Origin of the sequence: Vibrio sp. 10N.222.52.B7 (assembly GCF_041474275.1) — a bacterium.
In the GTDB taxonomy this organism is placed as follows: Bacteria; Pseudomonadota; Gammaproteobacteria; order Enterobacterales; family Vibrionaceae; genus Vibrio; species Vibrio crassostreae_C.
On the sequence record NZ_JBFRTU010000261.1, the window covers coordinates 1 to 335 of the forward strand.

Annotated in this window: 1 protein-coding gene; it reads left to right on the forward strand. The window is 34.6% G+C overall.

The features are described from left to right. Window positions 1-190: 190 nt before the first annotated feature. Window positions 191-335: LysR family transcriptional regulator (locus tag AB4512_RS22735; protein ID WP_372175800.1), on the forward strand; the 145-nt coding region annotated here is incomplete at its 3' end.

The window sequence follows — 335 nt, forward strand, 5'->3', positions numbered from 1 at the left end:
ATTTGCGAAATATAATATTGGATCTAAATGATAATTACTATTATTTGCATTTAAATAATTTTCAATTTTATCAACTAACTCATAATTAATACTCTTAAATAGCTGTATTAAAAAGACTTTTACAGTTCCATTCACAGTCTGAATGCTTCTGTTTTTGTGATTCAAGTCTCATTTATAAAGTAGGAAAGCTATGCATAGTCCAATAACACTTGAAGCGTTACACATCCTAGACGCCATCGACCGACGTGGAAGTTTCGCCGCCGCGGCCAATGAAATGGACAGAGCGCCTTCATCACTCAGCTATCAAATACAGAAGCTTGAACAAGATCTAGACA